Annotated in this window: 16 protein-coding genes; 1 reads left to right on the top strand and 15 read right to left on the bottom strand. The window is 40.3% G+C overall.

Features of this window, described 5'->3' with window-relative positions; all coding sequences use genetic code 11:
- Positions 1-3 precede the first annotated feature (3 nt).
- Both pfkA and dnaE read right to left on the bottom strand, forming a co-directional pair.
- Positions 4-966, bottom strand: coding sequence for a 6-phosphofructokinase (gene pfkA / locus QFX10_RS09940; protein ID WP_280606061.1), 963 nt, complete (start codon positions 964-966; stop codon positions 4-6).
- A gap of 130 nt (positions 967-1096) precedes the next feature.
- Complete coding sequence (dnaE, locus tag QFX10_RS09945) at positions 1097-4405, bottom strand: DNA polymerase III subunit alpha (RefSeq protein WP_280606062.1); 3309 nt, start codon at positions 4403-4405, stop codon at positions 1097-1099.
- Between the two features lie 160 nt (positions 4406-4565).
- On the opposite strand from dnaE, the gene QFX10_RS09950 reads away from it, so the two are divergent.
- Positions 4566-4760: a YjzD family protein gene (locus QFX10_RS09950; RefSeq protein WP_280606063.1), complete on the top strand. Its 195-nt coding sequence runs from the start codon at positions 4566-4568 to the stop codon at positions 4758-4760.
- Between the two features lie 83 nt (positions 4761-4843).
- Here QFX10_RS09950 and clpB read toward each other — a convergent pair whose 3' ends face one another.
- The 13 genes from clpB to QFX10_RS10015 all read right to left on the bottom strand — a co-directional run bounded on the left by clpB (position 4844) and on the right by QFX10_RS10015 (position 21129).
- The gene (gene clpB, locus QFX10_RS09955) at positions 4844-7447 is read right to left on the bottom strand and encodes an ATP-dependent chaperone ClpB (protein ID WP_280606064.1); all 2604 of its coding nucleotides are present in this window, start codon (positions 7445-7447) and stop codon (positions 4844-4846) included.
- Positions 7448-7677: 230 nt separating this feature from the next.
- Positions 7678-8919 (bottom strand): peptidase T, encoded by a 1242-nt coding sequence (pepT, locus tag QFX10_RS09960; protein WP_280606065.1) that lies wholly within the window; start codon positions 8917-8919, stop codon positions 7678-7680.
- A gap of 18 nt (positions 8920-8937) precedes the next feature.
- Positions 8938-10053, bottom strand: a complete 1116-nt coding sequence (locus QFX10_RS09965; protein ID WP_280606066.1) for a Nif3-like dinuclear metal center hexameric protein — start codon at positions 10051-10053, stop codon at positions 8938-8940.
- Positions 10040-10744, bottom strand: a complete 705-nt coding sequence (locus QFX10_RS09970) for a tRNA (adenine(22)-N(1))-methyltransferase (protein WP_280606067.1) — start codon at positions 10742-10744, stop codon at positions 10040-10042. Before QFX10_RS09970 ends, QFX10_RS09965 begins: the two co-directional genes overlap by 14 nt.
- Positions 10745-10899: 155 nt before the next feature.
- Positions 10900-12024, bottom strand: a complete 1125-nt coding sequence (rpoD, locus tag QFX10_RS09975) for an RNA polymerase sigma factor RpoD (RefSeq protein ID WP_280606068.1) — start codon at positions 12022-12024, stop codon at positions 10900-10902.
- Positions 12025-12038: 14 nt separating this feature from the next.
- Positions 12039-13886: a DNA primase gene (dnaG, locus tag QFX10_RS09980; RefSeq protein WP_280606069.1), complete on the bottom strand. Its 1848-nt coding sequence runs from the start codon at positions 13884-13886 to the stop codon at positions 12039-12041.
- Positions 13887-14107: 221 nt separating this feature from the next.
- Positions 14108-16183, bottom strand: coding sequence for a glycine--tRNA ligase subunit beta (glyS, locus tag QFX10_RS09985; RefSeq protein ID WP_280606070.1), 2076 nt, complete (start codon positions 16181-16183; stop codon positions 14108-14110).
- Positions 16183-17100, bottom strand: a complete 918-nt coding sequence (gene glyQ, locus QFX10_RS09990; protein WP_280606071.1) for a glycine--tRNA ligase subunit alpha — start codon at positions 17098-17100, stop codon at positions 16183-16185. Before glyQ ends, glyS begins: the two co-directional genes overlap by 1 nt.
- A gap of 392 nt (positions 17101-17492) precedes the next feature.
- Positions 17493-18272 (bottom strand): DNA repair protein RecO, encoded by a 780-nt coding sequence (gene recO / locus QFX10_RS09995; protein WP_280606072.1) that lies wholly within the window; start codon positions 18270-18272, stop codon positions 17493-17495.
- Between the two features lie 69 nt (positions 18273-18341).
- A complete protein-coding gene (gene era, locus QFX10_RS10000; protein WP_280606073.1) occupies positions 18342-19244 on the bottom strand; it encodes a GTPase Era in 903 nt (300 codons plus the stop codon).
- A gap of 25 nt (positions 19245-19269) precedes the next feature.
- Positions 19270-19677, bottom strand: a complete 408-nt coding sequence (locus tag QFX10_RS10005) for a diacylglycerol kinase family protein (RefSeq protein ID WP_280606074.1) — start codon at positions 19675-19677, stop codon at positions 19270-19272.
- Entirely contained in the window at positions 19661-20140 is a 480-nt protein-coding gene (ybeY, locus tag QFX10_RS10010) for an rRNA maturation RNase YbeY (protein WP_280606075.1), read from the bottom strand. The genes QFX10_RS10005 and ybeY overlap by 17 nt, the downstream gene beginning before the upstream one ends.
- Positions 20141-20142: 2 nt before the next feature.
- Positions 20143-21129, bottom strand: coding sequence for a PhoH family protein (locus tag QFX10_RS10015; protein ID WP_280606076.1), 987 nt, complete (start codon positions 21127-21129; stop codon positions 20143-20145).
- Between the last annotated feature and the right edge of the window lie 45 nt (positions 21130-21174).

A 21174-nucleotide genomic window follows, 5' to 3' on the forward strand; every position in this document is an offset into this window, starting at 1 on the left:
AAATTAGAAGCTCAAACGTTCGTTTAAGTCTAGCAAGGACACGTCTGTCACATGCTTGTGGTTTTCTAAAGTATCGATAATGTCTGTTGCAACAAGTTGGTTATCGTGGATGCCAATAGCAAGGCCACCTTTGCCTTCAAGCAACAAACGAACAGCATAATCGCCAAAACGACTAGCTAAGACACGGTCTTTAGCAGTTGGTACACCACCACGTTGGACGTGTCCTAAAGTGATCGCACGACTATCAAAATCACCATGTTTATCAAGTTCTTCTTTGAAGTCTTGCGCTGACATAACTCCTTCAGCTAACACGATCAAGCCATGATCTTTGCCATGTTCGCGGTTCTTTGTCAACTTATCAGCGATCGCTTTGATGTCATATTCGCGTTCTGGTACGACAATAGCATCTGCTCCGGCTGCGATCCCAGACCACAATGCGATGTCACCAGCACCACGACCCATGACTTCAACAACAAAGACACGTTGGTGTGATGTTGCTGTATCATTGATACGGTCAAGTGCTTCTGTAGCAACGTTAACAGCTGTATCAAAACCGATCGTAAAATCTGTTCCTGGAATATCGTTATCGATCGTTCCTGGGACACCGATCGAGTTAAAACCATGCCTTGTAAGTTTCAAAGCACCATGATATGAACCGTCGCCACCGATCACAACTAAAGCATCGATCCCAAACTTCTTAAGTTGTTCGATACCTTTTAGTTGTGTTTCTTCTTCTGCAAATTCTGGGAAACGTGCAGAGTAAAGAATTGTACCGCCACGATCAATGATACCGTCCAATTGTGCAGATTCCATCTTGAAGATATTACCTTCAACCAGACCCTTGTAGCCATAGTTGATACCATAGGCTTCAAGACCGGCGTTCATGGCAGAACGAGCAATCGCACGTACAGCAGCGTTCATCCCGGAGGCATCGCCACCGCTTGTTAAAATACCAATGCGTTTCATTTCTTCACCTCAAGTAATAATTCTGTAGTACTACATTCTCCAAATGTAATCTTATCACTTTTATGAGCGCTTGTCTTGTAAAAAATTGTTTTTCTGTAATAAATTAAAAGCGCATTTTCACAAATTTTCATTACTTTAAGACAACGTTTTTGCTACCTAATAAGGTTGTTAGCGCTTCTTTTGTTTCTGGAGTGTTATTTAGCCACATATTTTCTTTTAAAATTATTTTTTTCTTCTCATTTGTTTCGATCAAGATCACTGGAACATTCCCTTGATTTTTTTGTATCAAAGTTTGTAATTGTTTTCGTTTTTCCAGTGTTGCTGTCGCATCCAAACGTAGATAATAGCATTGCTTTGAAAATGAAGTCGCTAAAGCAAGCTTAGTCACGATAATATTTTTTTGGTCATTACGCATCTCGACTTTGCCTTCAACTAATACACATTCATCTACTTGTAATAATTCTGAAAAACGCCGATATTCTTCTGGAAAAACGACTAATTCACCTTCGGCACTCTGGTCGCCAACTTTGACAAACGCCATCTGTTCTCCTTTTTTAGTTCGGATCACACGTACTTTATCGATATATACGAGAACTTTCATGCGTGTTCCTGGTACGATCGCATTTAAAAGTTTAGCTTGCTTTCGTTTGGCTAACCAAGCATATTTTTCGACTGGATGCTTTGAAAGATATGTGCCTAAATAGTATGCTTCTTTTGCCAACAACTCTTTTTCAGAAATCTCTGGGATCTCAGCTTGTTCTTTAGGGGCAAGTTTTTCAAATAAAGTTTGATTATCTCCACTTAGTGCGATATTGCTCAAAAGTAGCGGTACTTGTGCGATCAACTTTGCGCGATCTTTTGTTAAACTATCTAAAGCTCCAGCATAGATCAAAGCTTTTAACTGCTCTTCTTTTAAAAATTTTTTATCGATCCGCTTGATCAGATCGACTAAAGAAGTATAGGGACCATTTGCCTGGCGTTCGTTGAGGATAGCTTTGAGCAGATCACTACGTACCGTCTTGATCGAAGCTAGACCAAATATCAACGCCTGTTCTTTGAGCGAAAAATATAAAACACTTTGATTGATATCTGGACCTTTTAGTGTCAGCCCGTACTGTTTGATCTCCCCTAGATATTCACGTAACTTAGCCTCATTTCCGATCACAGAATTCAATAAAGCCGCAAAAAAAGCTGCTGGATAATGACTTTTTAAATACGCTAATTCAAAGGCCATCTTGGAATAAGCGACCGCATGTGAGCGGTTGAAACCATAATTTCCAAACCTTTTCATGTAATCATAGACTCGCTTGGCTTTTTCTTTAGCATAGCCTTGTTGCTTAGCGCCAGCAATAAACGCAGTCTGCAATTGGTCGATCTTCGTCTGATCTTTTTTACTGATCGCACGTCGCAACAGATCGGCTTGTCCAAGCGAAAAGCCCCCCATCTCGGAAGCAACCTGCATGACTTGCTCTTGATAGACCATAATACCATAAGTTGACTCTAGGATCGGACGCAAGCTTGGTTCAGGATAGATAACTGGCTTTTTTCCGTGCTTTCTTGCAATAAACTCATCGATATTTCCGATCGGTCCTGGACGATAGAGAGCATTGACGGCCGCTACATCTTCAAAAGAGGTCGGTTTTAGGCGACGTAAGACATTTTGGATCCCATTTGATTCAAATTGAAAGATCCCGTTTGTTTGGCCTAACTGAAATAAACGAAGAGTCCTAGGATCGTCCAAAGATATCTTACGAAGATCTAGACGTTCTCCATAACCAGTTTTGACGAACCGCAGTGCATTATCTAAGATCGTTAGATTGCGCAAACCTAAAAAATCGATCTTTAATAGACCAACTTCTTCGACTTGTTCCTTTGCAAACTGTGAAAGTAAGATCTGATCTCCACCAAGTTGAACTGGAACTGATTCACTCAACGGACGATCACTCAGTAAGATCCCAGCCGCATGGGTCGAATAGTGACGTTTCAAGCCTTCCAATTTAAGTGCCGTTTTAAAAAGACGTTCATTTCTTGGACTATCTGCGATCAAATTTTTCACTTTTTGAGATTCTTGATAAGCTTCACGTAAAGTAAGCTTGTATCGATGTGGTAAAGCTTGCGACCATTCGTCTAATTCAAAACTCGTCAGTCCCATCACTCGCCCTACATCTCGGATCGCCTGACGTGCACCTAATGTTCCAAAAGTAATGATCTGCGCCATATGCGTATGCCCATATTTTTGATGAACATATCGGATCAGGCTCTCTCTTTTAGTATCTGGAATATCTAGATCGATGTCAGGCATCTGAGCTCGCTTAGGATTTAAAAATCTTTCAAACAATAAGCCATACTTTAAAGGATCCACATCTGTGATCTTTAAAACATAAGCAACTAACGAACCAGCGGCTGAACCACGTCCTGGACCGATCCGGATCTTTTTTTCATGCGCAAAATTAGTTACATCCCAAACGATCAAAAAATAGTCTGCAAAACCTAATTGTTCGATCAAAGTTAGTTCTTTTTTTAGTCTCTTTTCATAAGTTGCTCTAGTCGAAACTTGTTCGATTCGTAGACGTTCATTTAGACCTTCTTGACATAATTTTTGTAAATAACTCACTGCACTCAATCCATTTGGAGTCTCAAAATGAGGCAATTTTGTTTTCGAAAATTCCAAATGTAGCTGGCTTTCAGCTAACAATTTTTCCGCATTTGAAAAAGCATCTTGTAGACCAGCGTTTTGATATTCGATCTGATACTGACTAGGCTCTTTTAAATAGTGGCGCCCGATCTGAGCTTTCAAAGAACTTTCAAAAGAGAGCTTTTCCCCCGAAGCGATCGCGCGTAAAACTTTAACTTCAAAATATTCATCTGCAGTCAAATAATGGACGACACTTGTAGCAAGTAAGGGGGTTTGTGAGAGCTTAGAAAGCATCGTCAGGGCCAACTGTTCTTTTTTAGCTAACGTCGGTTCGATCCCTAAATAGACGCTATTGGGATCAGCATATTCTTTTAGATGCTTCAAGATCTCAGTAGCATTATCATAATACTTGGCTAGCAAACTCTCTGTTGGGGGCGCAATGATATTTAGATCTGTCAAATAAGGGCTTATCTGGTCTAAAAATTCACTAAAAGCTAGTTCGCTATCTTTAAAACGTGTTAATTTCAACGAAGAGATCTGTAAAAGATTGCGGTAACCTTGTTCATTTTTAGCTAACAAGACTAAAGAAGAACTCGCTTCCACTTCAAGTGTGATCCCCACAACAGGCTTGATATGATATTTTTGACATGCATGATAAAAATCTAAGACTCCATACATTACATTGAGATCACTTAAAACTAAAGTCTGATACCCAAGATCAGCAGCTCTTTTGACATAGGTCTCGATCCGCAGATCACTTTTCAAAAGACTATTTTCACTCAAAACTTGGAGCGGGCTAAACATTTTTATCACTTCCTTTGCAAAGTTTCGCTTTATTAATAATAATTATACTATGCCTTAAGATCTTAGCAATGATTTACTAAAGCGACATTTAGTCCTATTTATTTGTGCAAATCACCCATAAATGTGCTACACTACTTAATGTGAATGCGAGGTGTTAGCAATGGCAAAACAACTTACGATCCTCTTTTGGGGGTTTATTTATGGTGAAGTTATCGGTTATATCCTTTCAGCACTTTCAGGAAGTACATTTGAACCACTCTCAAGTGGCTTGATCGCCATGGTTGCTGGTTGGATCGCAGTCAACTGTTTGACTCCTTTCATCAAAAGCCCTACAAAGACTAGTGATAGCAAATAATTTTTCAACTGTACGACAAATTCGTACAGTTTTTTCTTAGATGTAAAAAAGATCATTCTACTCTCGAATGATCTTTTTTACATCTATTTTTGGATAAGATCCTTTGTCTCAAAAGCGACTTGATCACCAGCAAGTTTTAATAAGACCTCAGAATGAGGCATGATCTGCCCAGCGATCAAAGCTTTAGCAAGTGGAGTCTCGATCTTTTCTGTGATGAAACGCTGTAATGGACGCGCACCATAAGCTGGATCGTAACCATTTTTTGCGATCCACGCCTTCAATTCATCACTTAAAACTAATTTGATCTCTTGATCAGCTAAACGTTTCGTCAAACGTTCGATAAATTTTGTCACGATCTCAGTCACGGCTAAAAGATCCAACGGTGTGAACATGATGATATCATCGATCCGATTTAAAAACTCAGGTTTAAAGTGTGCTTGAGCGATCTTTAAAACTTGCTCTTTAGTTTTATCTGAGATCTGACCATCAGTTGAGGCATCATTTAAAAGCAATTCTGAACCTAAATTAGAAGTCAAGATCAAGATCGTATTTCTAAAATCAACTGTCCGCCCTTGACCATCTGTCAAACGTCCGTCATCTAAAACTTGTAGTAACAAATTGAAAACATCGGGATGCGCTTTTTCGATCTCATCAAATAACACGATCGTATAAGGATCTCGGCGCACAGCCTCTGTCAATTGGCCGCCTTCTTCATAGCCGATGTACCCAGGTGCTGCTCCTACTAGCCGTGAGATCGAAGCTTTTTCCATATATTCAGACATGTCGATCCGCACCATATGCTTTTCTGAATCAAAGAGATCTTCAGCTAACGCTTTAGCTAATTCCGTTTTCCCGACCCCAGTTGGTCCTAAAAACATAAAAGAGCCTAACGGTTTAGATGGATCTTGTAGACCGGCGCGCGAACGTAAGACAGCATCTGAAACAGCTTTGACTGCTTCGTCTTGTCCGATCACACGTTGGTGTAACTTTTCATCAAGGTGTAACAGTTTTTCTCTTTCACCTTGAACGATCTTGTTGACTGGGATCCCTGTCAAACGACTGACAACTGAAGCGATCTCATCGTCAGTAACTGATTCTTCAACTAAGAGATGCGCAGGCTTTTTCTCATTTTCAAGTGTGGCTAGCTCTTGTTCGAGTTTTGGGATCACTCCATACTGTAACTTAGCTGCTTTTTCAAGTTCATAGTCACTCTCAGCTGTTTGCAATTCTTGCTTAGCGTGATCAAGCTCAGCCTTTTTATCACTAACTTTTTGAATACTTTCGCGTTCACTTTCCCACCGCATCTTTAATTGATTTGCTTGCTCTCTTAAATCAGCTAACTCGCTTTGCATCTCTGCTAATCTTTTTTTAGAGGCTGAGTCGCTTTCCTTTTTCAAAGCAGCTTCTTCAACTTCTTTACGCATCAATTCACGCGTGACTTGATCAAGTTCAGTTGGCATCGAATTCATCTCAACTCTGATCTCAGCACAAGCTTCATCGACTAGATCGATCGCTTTATCTGGCAAATAGCGATCAGTGATGTAACGGTCAGATAATGTTGCTGCTGCGACTAACGCATTATCATGGATCCGTACTCCGTGGTGTGTTTCATACCGTTCTTTTAAACCACGCAAGATCGAGATCGTCTCAGTGACACTTGGCTCTTTAACTAAAACTTTTTGAAAACGCCGTTCAAGTGCTTTGTCTTTTTCTAAATATTCACGATATTCATCTAACGTCGTCGCCCCGATCAAGTGCAATTCTCCTCGGGCAAGCATTGGTTTCAAGAGATTCCCCGCATCCATACTTCCCTCGGTTTTACCTGCACCAACGATATTATGGATCTCATCGATAAATAAGATGATCTGACCTTCACTTTTAGCGACTTCTTTTAAAACAGCTTTCAATCGTTCTTCAAATTCACCACGATACTTAGCACCTGCGATCAAAGCTCCCATATCAAGTGAAAAGATCGTCTTATCTTTCAAATTATCTGGAACATCGCGTGAAACGATCCGTTGCGCCAAGCCTTCAATGATCGCCGTCTTGCCGACCCCAGGTTCTCCAAGCAACACAGGATTATTTTTGGTTTTGCGTGATAAGATCCGGATTACATCGCGGATCTCATCATCGCGTCCGATGATCGGATCTTGCTTACCTTTTTTGACTTGTTTGACTAGATCGATCCCGTATTTTTCTAAAGCCTTATATTGCTCTTCTTGATTTTTAGAAGTTACTTTCTCACCATTGCGCAATTGAACAACAACTTCTTCTAACTTTTTAGCAGTGATCTTGTGTTCTGTTAAAAATTTGACTAATGGATCATAAGTTTGCTTCATCAAAGCTAAAACAAGAGTATCTAAGGCAATATATTCGTCAGCAAACTGTTTTTTGATCTCATCTGCATCCCGTAAAAGTTGTAACAACTTTTGGCTAAAAGTTTGACCATAGCTCACATTACCAGTCAAAACAGGTTGCTCAGCTAAAATTTGATCGATCTTTTGCTCAAATCCATTTAGATCAATGCCAGCCCTTTTATAAATATCAGCGACTAGTTCACCTGGTTGCACTAAAAATTTAAATAGGTGGCTCACATCGATCGCTTGATTTTTACGGGTGATCGCGATCTGTTGTGCTTGTCCTAAAGCATCTTGGACTGCTGTCGTAAAATTATTTTCATCATTCATCGTCTTCTTTGCCTGCTATATAAAATGTGAATAAACATACTTATTTATAATAAATGAGCACATTTTTAGAAAGAAATATAGCTTTTCCTTTCTTGATCTTATTTACCATTATTGCTATCAAAAGGCCCTACTTTTGACGGCAAATATATTCGCCTCACATTTGATCTTTCTTACGAATCTTGATCATATCTCAGTATCTTTGGGCCAACAAGCGAGCACTCAGCCACAGATCACCGAACTGCCAGTGAAATGATCTCTAAGATCACTGCTACAGCTTGTTCCATAACTTGTGTCGAAACATATTCATAGCGCGCGTGCATATTTTCGCCTCCAGCAAAAATATTTGGCGTTGGCAGACCTTTAAATGAGATCGTTGAACCATCAGTACCACCCCGAACTGGATAAATGACTGGAGTGATCCCTAAATTCTGCATTGCTTGCTTAGCAAGTTCAACTACTGTCATATCTTTTTCGATCACGTCACGCATATTATAATATTGATCTTTTAGCTCTAATTTGATCCGCTCTGTCCCTAGTGCTTGATTGATTTGCGCGACATTTTCTTGCATCAAACGTTTCCGTTGTTCAAATTTTGCGTGATCATGATCTCGAATGATATAGCTTGAACTAGCATGATCAACTGTCCCGCTCAATTCTTCTAAATGAAAGAATCCTTCGCGCCCAGATGTTTTTTCAGGAACTTCGTCTTTAGGCAACATTTCATGAAGATCGATCGCCAGTTGTAACGCATTGACCATGATCCCTTTAGCGGTAGCTGGGTGCACATTTTTCCCGATAAATTCAAGTTTAGCTTGCGCAGCGTTGAAAGTCTCATATTCAAGTTCACCAAGCGGTCCTCCGTCAACAGTATAAGCGATCTCAGCTCCAAAATCGTCTACGTCAAATTTGAGTGCCCCTGTTCCGATCTCTTCATCTGGCCCGATCCCGATCATTACATCGCCATGTTCGATCTCAGGATGAGCAAGTAAATATTCCACTGCAGTGATCACCTCAGCTACTCCTGCTTTATCATCGGCCCCAAGTAATGTCGTTCCATCAGTTGTGATCAGATCATGACCAGCATACTTTTTCAAACTTGGAAATTCAGCAGGTGACAATACATACTCACCCGCAGCATCTAACTTGATCTCGCTACGCCCATCATATGCTTTGACGATCTGAGGTGAAACATTTGTTGCATTAAAATTAGCTGTATCCATATGGGCTAAAAAACCGATTTTTTTAGCTTTCTTACCTGCTGGCAGATTACTTGGCAAAACAGCTAAAACATAGCCATTATTAGGATCGATCCGCACATTTGCTAGTCCAAGCTCACTTAGTTCTTTAGCTAGCTCCTTAGCAAATTCAACTTGACTTTTAGTTGACGGGATCGTCGTTGAAGTCGCGTCTGAACGTGTTTCTTTTTTCACATATTTTAAAAAACGTGGTACTAGATTTTCATACTTGCTCATTTAAACTCACCCTTCTTTTTAAATATATTCAAATGGATCAGTCGTTAATCGTGAAGCGATCACTTCGATCCCCCAGTTATTTTCTGCTTGCCACTTAGTGAACAATGTTTGTAAATGTGGTTTACAGATCGCTTCAAAGTGATGTCCAGGATCGATCACCGCTAAGCCAGTCTCATACATGTCATGTGCGGTATGATAAGAAACATCACCTGTCACATATACATCGGCCCCTTTTTTTAGCGCAAATGGATAAAATTTAGCTCCTGAGCCTCCTAAAACGGCAACTCTTTGAACTAATTTAGTTTGATCTTTAGCAACTAAGCGCAAGCCTTTTAAATTTAAACGTTCTTTACAAAAAGCAACGTAATCCATCAAAGGCATCGGTTTGGGTAGCATTCCGATCCGCCCCATCCCTGTCTTTTGACCTAAGCCTTCAACTTGATAAAGATCAAAAGCGATCTCTTCATAAGGATGGTTAGCTCGCATCGCTCGTAAAACATTATCCTTTATCTCACCTGGAAAAACGACTTCGATCTTTTCTTCTTTGACTTCTGTAAATTCACCGACTGTGCCAATATAAGGCGTAGCTCCAGCTTCTGGTAAAAAACGTCCTGTACCAGTTAATGAGTAGGAACAACCTGCATAGTCACCTAAATACCCTGCCCCAGCTTTAGCTAAAGCTTGACGCATTGCTTTAGCTGCTTCAAGTGGGGTAAAAACAGCTAATTTATACCAAGTCTGTTCTCGTGTTGGCAATAAACTAGTAGTTTGACTGAGCCCTAGTGCTTTAGCTAACCAATCATTCATGCCTCCATTAGCGTTATCTAAATTCGTATGCGCTGCATAAACTGTGATCCCGTGTTTGATCAATTCAGCATACATCGCATTTTGCGGGTCAGCTAGATCAAAACTTTTGATCGGAATAAACAGCGCTGGATGATGCGCAAAGATAAAATCGACTTGGTTTGCGATCGCTTCAGTAACGACTTCAGGGCGAACATCTAAGGTGACCATCATCTTAGTGACTTCTTGTTCTAAACTACCTAGTTGCAACCCGATCGGATCGTTTTTTTCAGCGATCTCTTTGGGCGCAAACTTTTCAAATCTTTGGACGATCTCTTTAACTTTTACCATTCAAAACACCTTCGATCTGCTCGATTTTGGCTTCAAGTGCCTGTTTCTTTGCGACTGGAACATCTTTAGCTTTTGTCAACTGCGCTAAGACGGTTTCACTTTTAGCGATCTCTTTTTGCCATTTTTTAACAAAAGCATTTGCACGTTCATTCAACAAATATGGTCCAAAAATAGCCTCTTTATCTGTTAAAACTGGCTTTGTAGCAGTATACTTTGCAGCTATGATCTCATAAATATGTCCATCTTCTTCCATGATCATCTCATTTACAAGCGTATAACCATTAGTGTCGAGCCAATTTCTGACATTTTTTTCGCCCACATTTGGTTGCAAGATCAAAAAAGGATGTTCGACTAATTTATCTTTACCTTTTTCCAATATATCGCAGATCAAAGTGCCTCCCATCCCACAGATCGTGATCGTATCGATCTGGTCACTAGCTTCGATCGCAGCTAGACCATCAGCTAAACGAACAGCGATCTGTTCATTTAAGCCTTGCGCTCTGACGACTTGCTGAGCGTTTTGGAATGGTCCTTTGACAACTTCACCTGCAACTGCAAATTCGATCTGTCCTTTTAAAGCTAAATAGGCCGGTAAATACGCATGATCTGAGCCAATATCAGCTAATCGTGCTCCTTTAGGAACTAATTTTGCTACATTCAATAAACGCTTTGATAAATGATGTGCGTCCAAATCAAACCACCTCAACTAAAATTCTCTAACTATATTCAATTATCTATTATCGGCTCTAAGATAGCAAGGTCAAATGCTGACTTGCCGATCCGAAGCGCGTTCAGCGGTCTTTTAGGTATATAAAAAAGCTTTGGCCTGTACCAAAGCTTTTAAGTTTATTCTAAGAAATCTTTTAATTGTTTAGAACGCGATGGATGGCGCAGTTTGCGCAAAGCTTTAGCTTCGATCTGACGGATCCTTTCACGTGTAACACCAAAGACTTTACCTACTTCTTCTAAAGTCCGTGTGCGTCCATCATCAAGTCCAAAGCGTAAACGTAAAACATTTTCTTCGCGATCAGTCAACGTATCTAAGACACTTTCGATCTGTTCTTTTAAAAGTTCATAGGCTGCATGCTCGGCTGGGCTAGTCGCATCTTGGTCTTCGATAAAATCACCTAAATGTGAATCATCTTCTTCACCGATCGGTGTTTCTAATGAAACTGGTTCTTGTGCGATCTTTAAGATCTCACGCACTTTTTCAGTCGGCATGTTCATCTCAGCACCGATCTCTTCTGGGATCGGCTCACGTCCTAAGTCTTGCAACATTTGACGTTGGATCCGGATCAATTTATTGATCGTTTCGACCATATGAACTGGGATCCGGATCGTCCGCGCTTGATCAGCGATCGCACGGGTGATCGCTTGCCTGATCCACCATGTCGCATAAGTTGAGAATTTGAAACCTTTCCGATAATCAAATTTCTCGACGGCCTTCATCAGACCCATATTTCCTTCTTGGATCAGATCAAGAAATGACATGCCTCGACCAACATAACGTTTCGCGATCGAAACAACTAAGCGTAAGTTAGCCTCAGCCAAACGTTGCTTAGCTTCTTCATCGCCCTCTTCGATCCGTAAAGCAAGAGCCACTTCTTCGTCAGCTGTCAATAGGTTCACCCGACCGATCTCTTTTAGATACATCCGTACAGGATCGTTGATCTTGACCCCAGAAGGAGCAGAGAGATCACTTTTAGAAAGTTCTTTTTCTTCGCTACTTGCTTTTTTCAAACTTAAAGCACTTGGGTCACCATTTTCATCAACAACGGAGATCCCAGCATCTTCAACACGTGCGATCAAAGCATCCATTTGATCAGCATCGAGATGAAATGGAGTCGCCATCTTATCAGTCAATTCATCATATCTGATCTCTTTTTTTGCCTTATATTCTTGTAATAATTCCCGTAAAGCTTTACGATATGCTATTTCGTCAAGGTTTGTATTTTTCTTCTCTTCTGCCAAAATAGAGGCCTCCCTTAAATGATTGACTTCTCCGTCTGCTTTTTTTGTAATAACTCGATCAATTTTGCAGTTTGCGTAACGATCGTTTGACTATCATTGATCCGTTTCGCTTGTGCGATCTTTTCTTTAACGGCTTCGATCTGAACTTCAAGCGGTGAACGCTTCATAATAAAAGCTAAACAATCATCGATCTCTTGCTCATTTGCCTCGCCATATTCAGTCAGCTCAAGCGCGATCACGATCTGTCGTAAATGTTCTTCTTTTAGATAATCTAAAAAACTGGCACTTTCATAAGTTGCATAATGTTCAAAATAACCCTCTGCCAGTAAAAAGATCGTCTCATATTCTTCGTGAATAAAAGAAAAATCAGCAAGTGCTCTGACCCGTAAATAAACATTTTGTTCATGTAAACTTCGGTACAATAATAAACGCTCTGCTTGTTCAACTGGTGAATACCGCGTCTTTTCGTGACTTTTTTTTGTTGTATAGGCTATTTTTTCTGAATGCTTATAGTTTACTTGCTCTTTGACTTGCTCAGCTTGAAAACGTGTCAGCAAAACTTGGAGCTGACTTTCAAGATTGACACGCTCGATCCCAAATTCTTTTGCTAAACGACCTAACGTTAGATCGCGTAAGAGTGGATCTGTAACTTGGGCTACTTTTTCTAAGATCGCAGTGATATATTCTAATTGATCGTGTTCATTTTCAAGATTTTTATTTTGTTTGTAGTATTCTAAGTAGAATTCTAATTCAGTTTGGCGATTTTGCATAACAAAATCCGCAAAACTTGCTTCACCATATTTTTTTACATATTCATCAGGGTCGAGCTTTTCTGGAAGTAAGACAACGCCTAATTCAAATTTATGCAAAGGACTGATCAACTCAAGCGCACGTTTAGCTGCCGCTTTTCCAGGTGCATCACCATCATAGCAAACATAAAGTTTTGTCGCAGTTTGCTCTAATAAGTAGATCTGTTCAGTCGTTAGACTCGTTCCCATCGAGGCAACGCTATTTTTGATCCCTGCTCGCCAAGCAGCTAAAACATCCATAAAACCTTCAAATAAAAAAACTTCACCTGTATGCCGAATAGTTTTTTTAGCTTTATCAAAATTGAAAAGAATTTTACGCTTGTTAAAAAGCGGTCCTTCAGGTGAATTGAGGTATTTGGGGACCTTTTTATCAGCCGTTAAAGCTCGGCCTGAAAAAGCGATGACCTGCCCCATTTGATCACGGATCGGAAACATGATCCGATCATTGAAACGTTCTTTTAATGTCTCATCTTTGCGCTCGCTAAAAAGTCCTGAACGCCGTAATAATTGATAATCATCTATTTTCTTTTCATGAAAAAAGGCTTGTAAAAGTTCATCATTTGGCGCATATCCTAGCTGAAACTCATTGATGATCTCATCGGATAAACCTCTTGCATGTAAATATTCTAGCGCAGATTCACCCAATTTAGTATTAACTAAAATATGATGGTAAAGCTGACTCACTTGGGCATAGAGTTGCTTTAATCGCCCGTTCTCCGAATGAGCTGATTCGTTTGCTTTCGGCAAATATGCTTGGTCAAGTTCGATACTTGCAAGTTCAGCCGTTCGAGAGACAGCTTCCGGAAAAGTGAGGTCTTCGATCTCCATCAAGAATTTAAAAACATTTCCACCACGCCCACATGAAAAGCAATGAAAAAACTGTTTTTGTTCATTAACCGAAAATGAACCTGTCTTTTCAGTGTGGAAGGGACAAAGGCCAAACCAGTTGTTTCCTGAACGATGTAACTGTACGTACTGGCCAACTATATCTAAAATATTGACACTTGACCGAACTTGATCGATCACTTCCGTTGGAATCCTACGTTGACTCACAGTCTCACCCACCCATCTTTGTGCCTGATTGAGAAGAGCCGCACATGACGTACGACTCTTCCAACTGTTTTTACACTCATTAACGATTTTATAATAAATAGAACTTGATTGCAAGACTTGTGTTAAATTTTAAATATATCAGATCTAAGTACCTTTGACAAGTTTTTTCCACATTCTACTTAGAAAAAAGAGTTGCACTGTTAGGCAACTCTTTTAAAGATCTATTTGATATTCAAGTTGTCTAGCTCACCAAAGACAGCTGTCAGATCAGCGATCTTAGCTAATTCACGAAGACGGTTTGCTCTGATCTTTTCGTCCTCAGCCATGACCATGATCTTTTCAAAATATTGACTGATCGGTCCACGTAAGGTCTGCAAAGCCATGAATTTTTCTTCAAGGTCTGCTGTCGCAAATTCTTTTGCAACCGTTTCAACAGCTTGATGTAGCTGTTGTTCAGCTTCGTCTTCAAACAAGGCTGGATCAACTTCACCTTTTTGCTCTTTATCCATTTTTGCTGCTAAACGCCCTACCCTAGTCAAAGCCTCGATCGTTTCTTTGAAAGTTTCATCTTCAATATGATCGGCCAATGTTTGCGCAGCTTTTCTTTCAGCTACAAAAGGATTTTCCTTATTTGCGATAACTGTTTCCAAAATGTCACGCCGAACTTCATCGTTCAACAACTGATGAACTCGATCGATCATAAAGTCACGCAATGGTGTTTCATTTTTGACTGGTGCGATATTTTTATAAAGATCAGGGCGTTTTTCAAACGCATACTCAATCGCCGCGCGCAATAATGGCGCCGATAGCGCCCAATCTTTTGCAAAAGCGATCCGCACTATCCCTAGTGCTTGGCGTCGAAGTGCATACGGATCATTGGAGCCACTTGGCAACATTCCTGCACTAAAGAAAGCTTGGATGCTATCTAGTTTGTCTGCAACTGATAAAACAGCGCCTACATCAGTCTTTGGTAATTTTCCTTCAGCACTGATCGGCATATATTCTTCACGCATCGCAGTAGCAACAGCATCATTTTCACCTTGCAAGCGCGCATAGATCTCACCCATTACACCTTGAAGTTCGGCAAATTCACCGACCATCCCTGTTACGAGGTCAAATTTATAGATCTGACTAGCACGTTTTAAATCTGCCAACTCTGTTTCACTTAAGCCTAACTTTTCACCAAGAAATTCTGCGATCAAACTAACACGTTCCATCTTTTCGTAGATCGTGCCGATCTTATCATGAAACATAACTTTCTTCAAACGCTCAACATAGTCAGCGATCGTTTGTTTTTGATCTTCTGCATAGAAGAACTCAGCATCTTCTAGGCGAGCAGTCAAGACTTTCTCATTTCCAGCGATCACATTTTCTAAATATTCTTGGTCACCATTGCGGACAGAAACAAAGTTTGGTAAGAGCTTACCATCTTTGTCAGTAACGTAAAAGAAACGTTGATGATCTTTCATCGAAGTGATCAAAACTTCATCTGGGATCGCTAAATATTTAGCTGCAAATGAACCTGCAAAGACCGTTGGATATTCAACTAAATTATTTACTTCCTCTAATAGATCAGGATCAACTTTGATATCCCAATCATTTGCTTTAGCTAATGCTTCGATCTGTGAAACGATCAGTGCTTCACGCTTTTTAGCATCAGCAATGACCTCTTGACTTTCTAAGCTAGCTGGGTATTCGTCTGCATGTGCTAATGTTACTGTTTCACCTAAGAAACGGTGTCCTTTTGTCGTTCGCCCAGTTTCAACGTCCAAAACGTTAAAGGAGATGACTTCATCATCAAGTAAAGCAACGAGCCACTTGATCGGACGCACATACTCAAAGTCATTATCCGCCCAACGCATCATCGTTGGAAATTTAAGATCCATCACGACAGCTTTTAAGTCAGCTAAAACTTCCTTAGCTAGACGGCCAGGAATAAATTTCTTAACATATGCATATTCGACTCCTTTTAATTCCTTAAAAAAGATGTCATCTGGCGTACAGCCTTGACCACGCGAAAATCCTTGCGCAGCTTTGGACCAATTGCCTTCTGCATCAAGCGCGATCTTTTTAGCTGGACCTTTAGCTTCCTCTTCGATATCGGCTTGTTTGTCTGCAAGACCGAACACTTTGATCGCTAATCTTCTTGGAGTCGAATAAGCTTTGATCTCTTCAAAACTCAAACGTTCAGCTTCTAAAAAGTTTTTGACTTTTTGAACTAGTTGTTGACTGCTAGGTGTCACAACATGCGCAGGGATCTCCTCAAGTCCGATCTCTAATAAAAATGTATGTGCCATTATTTTTCCTCCTCTAGCAGTTTTTGACGTAATTTTTCATCTTTCAACAATGGATAGCCTAATTTTTTACGTTCGGCCACAAATGCACGTGCTACTGAACGTGCCATGTTACGGATCCGTGAAAGATAGCCAGCACGTTCTGTCACTGAAACAGCCCCGCGAGCATCTAATAAATTAAATGTATGGCTGCATTTTAAAATATAATCATACGCTGGATGGACAAGTCCTTTTTCGATCTGTTTTTTAGCTTCTGCTTCATACGTATCAAAGAGCGTAAGTAACATTTCTTGATCACTTTCCTCAAAGGAATATTTAGAATGTTCGTACTCAGGTTCTTTGAAAATATCGCCATATTTTACACCATCAGCCCATTCAAGTTCAAAAACTGAATTAACATCTTGGATATACGAAGAAAGGCGCTCAAGTCCATAAGTTACTTCAACTGCAACCGGTTTGACTTCAAGGCCACCAACTTGTTGGAAATACGTGAACTGGGTGATCTCCATTCCATCGAGCCAAACTTCCCAGCCAACACCAGCACACCCCATCGAAGGGTTTTCCCAGTTATCTTCAACAAAGCGAATATCATGTTCTAGCGGATCGATCCCTAAAGCACGTAAACTATCTAAATAAAGTTCTTGGATATTTTCTGGCGAAGGTTTCATGATCACTTGGAATTGATGATGCTGGTATAAGCGGTTGGGATTTTCGCCATAACGACCATCAGCAGGACGTCTGGAAGGTTCAACATAAGCTACATTCCATGGTTCAGGCCCGATCGCCCGTAGAAATGTATATGGGCTCATCGTTCCGGCCCCTTTTTCTGTGTCATATGCTTGCATCAACATACAACCTTGACGTGCCCAAAATTGTTGTAACGTCAAAATGATATCTTGCATCGCTAATTTATCTGCCATAAACTCGACCTTCTACTGATTGTGTGTAAATAGAAATATCAGTAGTTTCCTTTCTTAATTTTAAATCTCAAAAGCTTAGTTCAAAACAACAACTAGCACACAACTTCTAACTAGCTTTGAACTTTTTTGCAAAAATAAGCCAAAGAAGAGAAAAAACGCCCCTATGTAGCGCCTTTGGCTACATAGGGACGATCTTTCGCTGATCGCGGTTCCACCCTACTTCTAGTTAGACTAGCAACTTAATTCGTTTAGACTCCGAAAGTGCCAACTACATCTCTAGCAACTATCTGCTCTCACCATACCAGACTCGCTACAGTCACCTTTGAGACAGCCCTCTTTCATCAACATCTACTCTATCAATAATCTTAGGATAGTTGACCCTCAAAAATTTGTCAAGGTTTATTTTTTCCAAGGTCCCAATCAGCCATTTGATCTAAAAATTTTTTAGCCGGAACATAGATCCCTACTTGACTTTGATAGATCTCATCAAGTGTTTTACGTAACATCGTTTTTGTTTCGGGTCTGACTTTGATCGAGCTCAACTTACTCAAATCAACGACTGAAAACAAACGCAAGTAGTAGATTGTCCTTTGATCTAAATGTAAACGGTGCGGATCCAAATGAAAATGTTTTTGGCATAAGAGTCCACCATAGTTTTCTGAATAATCAAAGGGTCCATCTGAACGTTGGCAGACCACACAATCTTCTAAATGTGGACGCACTCCAAATTCTGTCATCAGTTGGATCTCGATGATATTAGTGATGATCGCAGGATCAAAGTGCGCATCGATCAATTCTAAAGCTTGTCGCAATTTTAAAAACCACCCACCAAAAACGAGCTGTCTTTCACTAAGAGCTTTTTGGGCTAAGCTCAGTAGATACGCTGCATAAGCATTCAATTCGATATCTTGCGTGAGGGCTAAGTATTGCTGTATCTCACGTGTCGCAGTGATAAAAGAGAGCCCAGCGTCATTGATCGTGCCCAAATAGGTCCCATGAGTAAATGGTAAGATCGCAGCCCCTAATTTAAAACCTCGTTTTCTGACACCACGGACAAAAAAAGTTTTGAAGCCATATTTATCTGTTAAGATCTGGACCAACATGTCACGCTCGCGGTAATCACGCCGTGAAACAACGATCCCATAAAATTCTGCGCCTTGCTTAACTACCATGCTTTTTCCTTTCACTAAAAAAGGGTCAGATCATTATGACCTTAGACCCTTCATCACTCAATTATCTACTTAATAATCATCTTGACGATAACCAAACGCTTTGAGGTCAACTTGACGATCTTTCCAATTTGGTTGGACCTTGACCCAAAGTTCTAAAAAGACTTTATCACCTAGCATAAACTCGATCTCTTTGCGCGCTCGCGTACCGATCTCTTTTAGCATTTTACCACCTTTACCAATGATGATCCCTTTTTGACTAGCACGTTCAACAACGATCGTTGCTTGGATCAAAACTTTTTCATCATCTTCACGTTTGATCCGATCAACAACAACAGCGACTGAATGTGGGATCTCTTCGCGTGTTAGTTGTAAGACTTTTTCGCGGATCAATTCTCCAATGATAAAACGTTCAGGGTGATCAGTCACTTGATCTTCTGGATAGTATTGTGGCCCTTCTGGCAGATCTTTGACTAGATCTTGGACAAGTTCGGCACAGTTATTTCCATTTAACGCTGAGATCGGAAAAACTTCTTTATAGTCGAGCGTCTCACGATAATCATCCATAACTTCTAAAAGATGATCAGGGTGGATCTTATCGATCTTATTGATCACTAAATAGATCGGTTTTTTGACTTTTTTCAAGCGTTCGATGATAAAGTCATCACCCCGTCCACGCTTTTGTTCGGCATTGACCATAAAAAGCACTGCATCAACTTCATTTAAAGTCGAAAGTGCAGATTGGACCATGAAATCACCTAAACGACTATGTGGTTTATGGATCCCTGGAGTATCGATGAAGACGATCTGAGCTTCATCTGTTGTATAGATACCTTGGATCTTATTTCTTGTCGTTTGTGCTTTATCGCTCATGATCGCGATCTTTTGACCAACAACATTATTTAAAAATGTTGATTTACCAACATTAGGACGTCCAACGATCGCTACGAAACCTGAATGAAAATTTTCCTTCAAAATAATTACCTCTCTTACAAACAAATCAACTAAATAAATGCCATATTTTTGGCAAAAAGATCAGTGAAGCTACGATAAGCGAAAAGATAGCTGCTAATAAAACAGCCGCAGCCGCCATGTCTTTAGCCTTTTTTGCTAAGGGGTGGCGCTTATAGTTCGTTGCTAGATCGACAACATTTTCGATCGCCGAATTCCAAACTTCACTTGAAATAACTAAGAAAACACACAAAGCTAACCACAGCCACTCACCGATCGAAACATGTAACAAAAAACCCATAACTACGACCAAAGTTATGGCACTTACATGAAACCGCAGATTTCTTTCTTCCCGATAAGCAGTTTTCAAACCGACGAGAGCAAAATACAGCGACTGAAAAAAATGTCGATTCTTCCAACCATTTACTGGTTGGCGTCTTTTATCTCTTAAGCCCATACGCATCTAAGATCTCACGTTGCAGACCAAACATCTCCTGTTCATCTTCTGCTTTCATGTGGTCGTAGCCGTTGAGATGTAAAAAACCATGAACAACTAAAAAACCTAACTCACGTTCTTTTGAATGCCCTAAATACTCAGCTTGTTCAGCAACTTTGTCTAAAGAGACCATGATATCACCGATATTTTTAGGTAATTCAAATTCTGGATCATCTGGCATGATGATCGGGAGTTCTTCAGGATCTTCTTCTTCGATCGCAAAACTGATCACATCTGTCGGTTTATCAACGCCACGATATTTTTTATTGATCTGATGGATCTCTTCATCATCCATCAAAGTGACCGACATTTCTGTATTTTCAGGCAGATCAATGTAAGCACCAGCATAATTTAAAATATCTTTGATCAATTCAAGCCATGCCTCAGGCGCTTGCTTAGTATTGTCGTAAACTTCCAAATCCATCGTTATTCCTCATTTTCTGTTTGTTTATTTTGTGCATCATAGGCTTTGATGATCTCAGAAACGACCGGATGTCGAACTACATCAGCTGCATCAAAATTGACAAAACCGATCTGGGGTAACCCTTTTAAGATCTTCTCTGCATCGACAAGCCCACTTTGTTGATGTCCACGTGGCAGATCGATCTGCGAACGGTCACCGTTTACGACCATCTTCGAACCAAAGCCAAGCCGCGTCAAGAACATTTTCATTTGTGCCCTAGTCGTATTTTGAGCTTCATCTAAGATCACAAATGCATTATCTAATGTTCTTCCACGCATATAAGCTAGTGGTGCGATCTCGATCACACCTCGTTCGATCAAACGTTCAACATGTTCAGCCCCTAAGATCGAATTTAACGCATCATAGATCGGACGTAAATAAGGGTCGACTTTTTCTTTGAGATCACCAGGCAAAAAACCTAGTGATTCACCCGCTTCAACTGCTGGGCGAGTCAAGATCAAGCGCTCGACTTCTCGGCGTTTTAAAGCAGCCACCGCCATCACGACAGCTAAATAAGTTTTCCCCGTTCCGGCTGGTCCGATCCCAAAAACTAGATCTTTATGTTTGATCTCTTGCACATATTGTCTTTGTCCATAATTTTTGACGCGGATCACACGTCCCCGACGATCTTTTAGTAGTTCTTCTGTATAAAGATCTTTGAAATATTCTAACGTTCCTCGTTCAGCCATCTTTAAGGCTGAAACGATATCTGGTCCGCTGATCGTGATATTTTTACGTAAAAGTGCGGTCAATTCTTGTAAGATCGCATAAGCATCATTAACATTTTCTGCTTGTCCTGTGATCTTGATCACACCACCAAAAGGCTTCAATACAACGTCTAGACCTTCTTCCAGTAATTTAAGATGGCTATCATTGATCCCTGCAAGTGAGATCTGTAACTGTGAATCATTTACGATATATTCTTTTTCGATCAACTTTTCTTCGTTCAACCGCCTATTTATCGCTATTTAAAATGTGAGCGTCCCTAACTATCT

The sequence above is a fragment of the Ligilactobacillus faecis genome (assembly GCF_029889745.1).
In the GTDB taxonomy this organism is placed as follows: Bacteria; Bacillota; Bacilli; order Lactobacillales; family Lactobacillaceae; genus Ligilactobacillus; species Ligilactobacillus faecis.